The 5,968-nt window shown below is 40.2% G+C and carries 8 protein-coding genes; 4 read left to right on the top strand and 4 right to left on the bottom strand.

The features are described from left to right. Together IQ264_RS31145 and IQ264_RS31140 are read left to right on the top strand one after the other, a co-directional pair. On the top strand, positions 1-508 hold a 508-nt coding region (locus IQ264_RS31145; protein WP_193986361.1), incomplete at its 5' end, for a zinc-binding dehydrogenase. A 23-nt stretch (positions 509-531) separates the two neighbouring features. Further along, positions 532-1,128 carry a hypothetical protein gene (locus IQ264_RS31140; RefSeq protein WP_228061945.1) on the top strand — a complete coding sequence of 199 codons (597 nt, stop codon included), beginning with the start codon at positions 532-534 and terminating at the stop codon, positions 1,126-1,128. A gap of 143 nt (positions 1,129-1,271) precedes the next feature. Here IQ264_RS31140 and IQ264_RS31135 read toward each other — a convergent pair whose 3' ends face one another. Continuing rightward, positions 1,272-1,619: a Dethiobiotin synthetase gene (locus IQ264_RS31135; protein WP_193986359.1), complete on the bottom strand. Its 348-nt coding sequence runs from the start codon at positions 1,617-1,619 to the stop codon at positions 1,272-1,274. A gap of 348 nt (positions 1,620-1,967) precedes the next feature. Between IQ264_RS31135 and IQ264_RS31130 the strand changes: the two genes are divergently transcribed. Both IQ264_RS31130 and IQ264_RS31125 read left to right on the top strand, forming a co-directional pair. Next, the gene (locus IQ264_RS31130) at positions 1,968-2,696 is read left to right on the top strand and encodes a COP23 domain-containing protein (RefSeq protein WP_193986357.1); all 729 of its coding nucleotides are present in this window, start codon (positions 1,968-1,970) and stop codon (positions 2,694-2,696) included. A 139-nt stretch (positions 2,697-2,835) separates the two neighbouring features. Further along, positions 2,836-3,663, top strand: coding sequence for a serine protease (locus tag IQ264_RS31125; RefSeq protein ID WP_322744840.1), 828 nt, complete (start codon positions 2,836-2,838; stop codon positions 3,661-3,663). A 4-nt stretch (positions 3,664-3,667) separates the two neighbouring features. Here the strand turns inward: IQ264_RS31125 and IQ264_RS31120 are convergent, their stop codons facing one another. The 3 genes from IQ264_RS31120 to IQ264_RS31110 all read right to left on the bottom strand — a co-directional run bounded on the left by IQ264_RS31120 (position 3,668) and on the right by IQ264_RS31110 (position 5,877). Further along, a complete protein-coding gene (locus IQ264_RS31120; RefSeq protein ID WP_193986354.1) occupies positions 3,668-4,021 on the bottom strand; it encodes a DUF5615 family PIN-like protein in 354 nt (117 codons plus the stop codon). A 3-nt stretch (positions 4,022-4,024) separates the two neighbouring features. Then, positions 4,025-4,354 carry a DUF433 domain-containing protein gene (locus IQ264_RS31115; protein WP_193986352.1) on the bottom strand — a complete coding sequence of 110 codons (330 nt, stop codon included), beginning with the start codon at positions 4,352-4,354 and terminating at the stop codon, positions 4,025-4,027. A 287-nt stretch (positions 4,355-4,641) separates the two neighbouring features. Then, the gene (locus IQ264_RS31110) at positions 4,642-5,877 is read right to left on the bottom strand and encodes a DUF445 domain-containing protein (RefSeq protein WP_193986350.1); all 1,236 of its coding nucleotides are present in this window, start codon (positions 5,875-5,877) and stop codon (positions 4,642-4,644) included. Between the last annotated feature and the right edge of the window lie 91 nt (positions 5,878-5,968).

Genomic DNA, 5,968 nt, shown 5'->3' with positions numbered 1-5,968 from the left:
CCCCCATCCCCTCACTTCTTCCTCCCAGTCCCCAATTTACCTGTTTGGCGGCAACGATCGAAGATTGGAAATAGGGAAAAAATTAGGGGCAACTCAAACATTTAATCATCATCAAATAAGTGATATTCCCACAGTAGTTAAAGAACTGACAGAAGGATGGGGTGCGGATGTAGTGATTGAAGCAACGGGAGTTCCGGCAGTTTGGGAAAGTGCGATCGCTTGTGCCCGTCCCGGTGCTACCGTTAACTTATTCGGAGGTTGTCCGCGAGATACCACAATCACCGTTAACACAGAACAACTGCATTACAGCGAACTAACCTTAAAAGGCGTTTTTCACAACACACCCAAATATGTGAGAGAAGCACTCGCACTTTTAGCAAGTCGCACCATACCCTTTGAATTACTTATTACCGAACATCGTCCCCTGAAAGATTTGGAACAAGTATTTCAAGATATGAAGAATCGTAAGTCAATTAAAGTAGCAATGTTGCCGAATATGCCATCCTAGAAGCAAATCAAAAATCTACTTTTATGTGGACAATGAAAGCTAAGGGTTTGTTAATGTTGGGTTTGGGGATTGCGATCGCTTGTTTTAGCGATCGGGCAACAGCCTTACCAGGACAGACAACAGCAGAAGTTGCAGCTTGGATCAAAGGAAATCCCACCCTACGTACCTATAGCGGACAAACACTGCTTATACACAGAACCGATACACCCGCCCAAAGATTCACCTTTGAAGCTTCCGTATTACCACCAGGTTTAGTAACACCATCGGGAGATCCCGGCATTGTTCGCACCGAAAAAATCAATCTGTTTGACATGATTAACGGTGTTACCTTCAACCGTCTCCAAGAATCACTACGCAGCATCTACGGTTTGGAGATTTACCAAGATTTCGAGCAAGCGCGAGTAATTTACTCTTACCCAAACCCCGCAATGGTACAGCAAGCACGCACTTTAACCTTACCCTTACAAGAAGCACTCAAAGGCGAACTCAGGTTAGGATCGCGTTTTGCCTACTGGGTAGAATTTCCCCAACCCCAAGAAGGTAAACCAATCATGGGCAAAATTACCATTCTGCTCAAAAGTGACTTAGACAAGTTAGAAGCACAACTCCGTAACCGTTAAGAGGCAGAGGACAAGGGGACAAGGAGATGGGGGGATGGGGGGATGGGGAGAAAATAATTTAACTAACTATCTCTTCAACTCTCCCCACCTCCCTACCTCCCCATCTCTTCTTCCCTTCTGCCTTCTGCCTTCTGCCTTCAACCTCAACTTTGCCAAGTACCGGAAAAAATACTTCTGACAGCGAGATCGATCCGGTTTAAATCTTCATTGAGCAAAAAAGGCCAATCAACCCCAGCACGAAGTCCCTTTTCGTACAAGTGACGACTCTCAAAACTCAGCAAATGTAAGGCATTTACTAATTCTTTGTCCAAATTGGGTTCATCCTTCAAAGCATCGAACACCATTTTTAACGCTAATAATATAGATGTTAGCTGTCCTGGTACTGGTGACTTCTCCTGACTCAGGCGCATCAGAAAGTCGTCAGGATTTCGCTGGGTTTCCAGGGCAGTTCCCTGATTAATGAGGAAATTTCGGGCTGTTTTGTAATCCATCTTCTCGCAATTCCTTTCTGCCCAAATTTTACCCCCTGAGTGAGAGGGTTTATCCTCATTGGCATTTAAAAATGATTATAAGTTGGTTGTGAACGCTTCAGCGTTACAGCACTGAAGTGCTGACAACGAACCAGGGAAAAGTTGGTTGTGAACGCTTCAGCTTTCTAGCACTGAAGTGCTGACAACGAACCAGGGAAAAGTTGGTTGTGAACGCTTCAGCTTTCTAGCACTGAAGTGCTGACAACGAACGCAAAATAAATTTTTGATTGCGGAACATTCGCCAAAATCAGTGAGTCAAATAAAACAAATAGAAACAATGTAAATGAAATAGTTACTGGTGTATTCCTCATGAAATTCAAATTCTTGACGCAAATTTTTCTATCGACTCTTGCTTTATCTAGCAGTTTTGCGGTGACGAATCCGGTAAAAGCTCAACAAACAGTACCAGCAGAAAGATTACCACAAGAAAGATACCCCCAAGAAAGTGTTACTCCTGATAGACAAACTGAATATTTAAGTACTACCTTTGAATGCGTTACTGAAGGTAGAAGTTATGCCACAGTTGCCCGAAGGGGAGACAGAGTTACTGCACCAATCATTCTCTGGAGAACTTACGAGTTTGGTAGTCAATATACTCCAGGAGATCGTTGTCGCATGGTATCCGATCGCTTAAGCAGAGCAGTTGACGAAAATGGAGGACGACTAACAAATTTACAACTAACAACTGGTAGAGTCAATAATTTACCTGTGATTTGTTACACCAACGGTGGACAATATGGTTGTAATTCCAGAAATTTACTCCTAACTTTGGATAGTCGCAATGCTAGTAACCCGAATGCAGCTTTGGATAATTTGCTAAACTTTGGTGTTAGTGGTTCTGGTACGCCAGTGGTTTCTTTTGCTCCTTCTCAAGGAATTAATCGTCGTCCATCATCAACTCCAAAACGGGTTAGTTTGGAAAGAATTGTTAATGAGGCTTTTGAAGACAAATATGGTGATGAAGCAACACCTATCGTGCAACCACAACCGCCAACTTCTCGCCCTAGTAATCCTCAACCTACAAATAATGGTATTTAATATTCCGGTTGATTTACTAAGTTGTTGGTTAATGGAAAACCATAGCTAAATACAAATTAACCTGGGAGGTTTGAGACTTCCCAGGTTGATGATTTTTTGGTATTTTAAAATTAAATGTTGTTTAGGAAATTAAACGGTTGTGGTGTGGTTATTATTCTGGCTGGTTTCTCACCAATCTTTAGCAGTGCACCTGGGTGCGATCGCTTCTTTACAAACAAATTTACTAACAGAAAATTTAGCATTTTTTAAAAATCAAATTAGTACTAAATTTGCCCAAAATCCAGCAGTAAATAATGTTTATGTACCAGAAGTAGCTAGGCAAATTACTGTTAGAATTTTCTCTAATTCTAGTGCTGGTTCTGGGGTAATTATTAGCCGCCAAGGACAAGTTTACACAGTTCTTACCTGCGATCATGTACTTAACGAAAAATCTAGTAATAGTTATAGAATTTTAACTTCTGATGGGCGTAATTATCCAGCTAAAAAGTTAGTTTACCCAGAATTTGGAGACAAGGATTTAGGGATAGTTCAATTTGTTAGTCCGCAATCTTACCAAGTAGCAGAAATGGGAAATTCTGATGCTTTAGTAATGGGAGAAGCGGTATATGCGGCGGGTTTTCCTAATTGGTATTGGATTAATCCGAAAGCAATAGAAAACACCCGTGATTGGGGAATGAGAGCTTTTCGTTTAACTAGGGGAAATGTGGAAATGATTTCTGAGCGATCGCTCCCCAGAGGATACCAATTAGGTTACACTAACGAAATAGAAAATGGCATGAGTGGTGGGCCAGTTTTAGATCAAAATGGGCGATTAATTGGGATTAATGGCAGATTGAAATTTCCCCCCCAAGGGATTAATGTTTACAGATTTACTGATGGTACAATGCCATCAGCAGCAGTTTTCCAAAGAATGGAATCATTGAGTTGGGCAATCCCAATAGCTACTTTTCGCAGATTATTCAGATAATATTTTAAGCTAATGGCAGGTAACGTATTTGCCCTTCCCATTCACCCTCATTGCTGCATTCTGCTAATAGTAAAATGTCTGCAATGGCGCGGTCGTTATTCACGTCAATGCTAACAACAAATATTCCTGGCATAGATAATCCTGCGGCAATTCTTTGATTAGCAAATTCGGTAATTGTGCTAACATCATTAGTCAATAACACCCGTCCTTCTTGACTCGCCAATTCCAACAATCTAGAATCATCTATCCCCGACAGACTAATATCTTTAAGACAGAGAATATCTAATTCTGGTTGTTGATTTTGTAACTCTTGAATGAGGTGGTAATTAAAGTTGTCGTCGGCGAGAAAGCGCAGCATATTTTATGATGAACTCCGGCGTGCTAAAAGGCGATCGCGCACACCCTGATCGGCAAAATTAGCTTCATTTAGTTCCTGAATTTCCCTAGATTGTTGTTCCCGTTCTTGTAAATAAGCATCAACATAAGGGCGATGTCGTATATAAAAAACTATTGTTGCATACACATCAACTAATTGCAAAGATGGATATTGCGAAGCAATTTCTGATGCAGATTTTCCTTGATTAAAAGTAGCGACAATAGTATCAAGAGTCACTCGCGTTCCTTTAACTCGCACTACTCGATCGTCGCAAATTTCTAGGGGAACAGGTTCATCGGGGAAGGAAATAGTCATAGTATTTAAATTTAGAGGCTTTTAATTTTAGAGTATACTTGCAGTTAAGGTCATGGCTGTGATTTGACTCACAAGTAAAAATTAATATGAAACGATCCAAATATCGAATTGACGATCCGATTCTGCCTGGTTAATCAGACATTAATATAGCACAGGTTAGAGTGAGATTTTAGCGGCATATTTGCAAGGGAAAGAAAATAATTGTGCGATCGTCCTCATCGCGGATAAGAATAATGGTAATGTTATCGAGATTCCTACATTAGCAATATAGCTACTCTGATTTTACCTTACTGTTGGATAATCAAAATTACTGTTTGCATCAACCCGACAATAAAACCTAAAATTCCGCCTAAATTGACGATCGCTTGCAATTCACTTTTCACAATTCCCTGAATTGCTAATTCCAAATCTTTGGGTGAAGTTGCTTGCACTCGTTGAATAATCACTTGGTCAATATTTAGAATTGGAATGATTTGTTCTACTATGTTTTCTAAATCTTGTTCTAAGTAACGTTCTAAAACTAACGCTAATTCTTTACTAACAACTGTCAAAGAAGAGTTGACAACGGGAGAGTTTCGCAGTCTATTGATGAGCACATGAGCAGTACCTTCCCAATTTATTGAATCACTTAAACCTTCCATTAATTCGACACCACGTTCTTGCACGTAACTGCGGATACTTTCGCGCATTGTCTTGCGTAATTGGCGCACTGTGGAAACAGGAAGATTTTGCAAAGAGATATTTTGTAACCATTCTTGCAAGCGTTGTCTAACTGCAAAAGATTGAGTTAATTCAGATAAACGCTGATTTGCTTCTTCTTTTTCATCAAGACAATAAGTTCTTAACCTGGTTAAAGTGTTTTTTAAACCAAATAAATTGGCGACTACCCAATAAGTTCCACTAGTTTCGCCACGAAATTTTTCATCTATTAAGTGAATGTTGCGATCGGTAAGAAAATCAATTATCGCCACACGCAATACTTCCGGCGGCAAAACTACCTGGAAAAGCCAATCTGCTAATTGATTTGCTTGTTGTTCGCTAAGTTGAAATTCTAATAAAATTTTGTCAAATATTTGATTTAGTTGGGGTTCTAAAAAATCTTCTCGACGCGCTAGAACTTTCAGCAATCTGGGTAAAGATTGACCTAATAAATCTCGCAGGATTCCCGCAATTACTTTAACAGTTTTATCTTCTTTATCTGCTGATTGCAATTGATCTAAGGCTAATCGCAACAGCCAGATAATTACCCCTTGAACTCGTTCTGTTTCTAACAGACGACGCGCCAATTTTTGTAATTCTTCGGGTGTTAATAATGACCCCATGATAGTATCAGAAATTCGCTTAGCCAAGCGTTCCTGATTTGCGGGAATTAAACCTGGTGTAAAGGGTATTCTTTGTTTACCTATATATTTAGCTGTATAGGGACGAAACAGCATTTTAATGGCTATATCGTTGGTGAAATAGCCAATAATGGCACCGAGTATGGGAGGACTAATATACAGCCAGAAATTGGAGGAATTCAACTTAGTGGTAAATGGTAATTGGTAATGGGTAAATTGGGGAGTTAACGCAAACTAGTGCAGGATGGCAGCGGGGTAGGGGAGAGAAGGGGAC

The organism is [Phormidium] sp. LEGE 05292 (genome assembly GCF_015207735.1).
In the GTDB taxonomy this organism is placed as follows: domain Bacteria; phylum Cyanobacteriota; class Cyanobacteriia; order Cyanobacteriales; family Aerosakkonemataceae; genus Floridanema.
The sequence above is the reverse complement of the archived record's forward strand: the minus strand, read 5'-3'. Positions and strand labels throughout refer to the sequence as shown.